Origin of the sequence: Streptomyces sp. NPDC048295 (assembly GCF_040652135.1) — a bacterium.
GTDB lineage: Bacteria > Actinomycetota > Actinomycetes > Streptomycetales > Streptomycetaceae > Streptomyces.
The window spans coordinates 1-1980 of record NZ_JBEZLL010000077.1; the positions used below are offsets into that span (position 1 = coordinate 1).

At 67.2% G+C, this 1980-nt stretch carries 2 protein-coding genes; both read left to right on the forward strand.

Annotated elements, in window-relative coordinates; genetic code table 11:
• Window positions 1–1043 (forward strand): beta-ketoacyl reductase (locus tag AB0D53_RS41635; RefSeq protein WP_362454748.1); only part of this gene is annotated, 1043 nt, incomplete at its 5' end.
• Between the two features lie 7 nt (window positions 1044–1050).
• Window positions 1051–1980 (forward strand): beta-ketoacyl synthase N-terminal-like domain-containing protein (locus AB0D53_RS41640; protein WP_362454750.1); only part of this gene is annotated, 930 nt, incomplete at its 3' end.

Consider the following 1980-nt stretch of genomic DNA (forward strand, 5'->3'; position numbering starts at 1 on the left):
TCGGTTCGCTGACGCCGGAGCGGGTGGGGGCGGTGTTGCGGCCGAAGGCCGAGGCGGCGCTGAATCTCCATGAGCTGACCCGGGACATGGACCTCGACGCCTTCGTCCTCTTCTCCTCCGCCGCCGGAGTGCTGGGTAACCCCGGCCAGGCCAACTACGCGGCGGCCAATGCCTTCCTTGACGCTCTCGCCTCGTACCGCAGGGCCCAGGGCCTGCCGGCCCAGTCCCTCGCCTGGGGGCCGTGGGCCGACGGCGGAATGGCGGACGGCCTGAACACGGCCGACTCCCAGCGGATGAACCGCACCGGCATAGAACCGCTGTCGCCCAAGCAGGGCACCGATCTCTTCGACGCCGCCGAAACCTTCGGCGAAGCCGCGGTCGTCACCATGCGGATCGATCTCGCCGGCGCGGGAGCCCTGGCCCCGGACGCCCTGCCCGACATGTTCCGGGGCCTGGTGCGGTCGAGGCCCTCCAGGGCAGCCGATGCCGCGACGTCGGGCGCTGCGGCGTTCCGGCGCCGCACGGCGGTTCTGTCCGATGACGAACGCGAGGACCAGGTGCTCGACCTGGTGCGCGCGCACGCCGCGGCCATCCTCGGATACCCCGGTCCGACCGCCATCGAGCCGGACCGCGCCTTCAAGGAACTCGGATTCGACTCGCTGGCTGCGGTGGAGTTCCGTAACGGCCTTGCTCAGGCCACGGGACTACGCCCGCCGGCCACTCTGGTCTTCGACTATCCGAACTCCCGCGTCCTTGCGCAGCACATCGCCGAGGAGTTGCGCCCTGACGCACCCACCGGGGAGGACGCTGGTGGCGAGGAGCGGGTCCGCCGCATCCTGCAAGGAATTCCGCTGAGCCGACTCCGGGATGCGGGACTGATGGAAGTGCTCTTCGAACTCGCCGGTGCTCACGACGAGCAGACGGATTCGGCAGCGGATCCGGAGAGTTCCTCGACCGAAGAAATCGATGAGATGGATGCCGAGAGCCTGATCAGCATGGCGCTCAACGGCTCTGGCCTGGACGACGCGACGCAGGGAATGTGAGAGCTCGATGACGAATTCTGACGAGAAGCTGGTCGCCGCACTGCGTGCGTCGCTCAAGGAGAACGACCGGCTGCGCGCTCACAACCGCAAGCTGTCGTCCGCGGCCCGCGAGCCGATCGCGATCGTGTCGATGAGCTGCCGATTCCCCGGCGGCGTCGATTCACCGGAATCCCTTTGGCACATGGTGAACGACGGCGTGGACGCGATATCCGAATTCCCGGAGAACCGCGGGTGGAACGTCGATGCTCTCTACGACCCCGAGGGAACGAAGCAGAACACCACCTACGTCAACAAGGGCGGATTCCTCCACTCTGCGGACACGTTCGATCCCGCTCCTTTCGGTATCAGTCCGAATGAAGCACTGATCATGGATCCGCAGCAGCGGCTTCTGCTGGAATGCTCGTGGGAGGTGTTCGAGCGGGCCGGTATCGACCCGTTCTCCCTCAAGGGAAGCAAGACCGGTGTGTTCGCCGGGATGATGTACCACGACTACGCCCACAACAGCGCGACGGGGTCGATCGCCTCCGGACGCGTCTCGTACGTCTTCGGTTTCGAGGGTCCGTCGATGACGGTGGACACGGCGTGTTCGTCGTCGCTGGTCGCCCTGCACCTTGCGGCCCAGGCCTTGCGTTCGGGCGAGTGCTCGATGGCGCTGGCCGGTGGCGTGGCCGTCATGTCGACGCCTGAGGTCTTTGTCGAGTTCAGCAGGCAGGGTGGCCTGGCAAGGGACGGGCGTTGCAAGTCCTTCGCCGGCTCCACCGACGGCACCAGCTGGTCGGAAGGCGCAGGCGTCCTGCTCCTGGAGCGGCTCTCCGACGCTCGCCGCAACGGCCATCCGGTGTTGGCGGTGGTGCGGGGGAGTGCTGTCAATCAGGACGGTGCGAGCAATGGGCTGACGGCTCCGAATGGTCCGTCGCAGCAGCGGGTGATCCGGGCG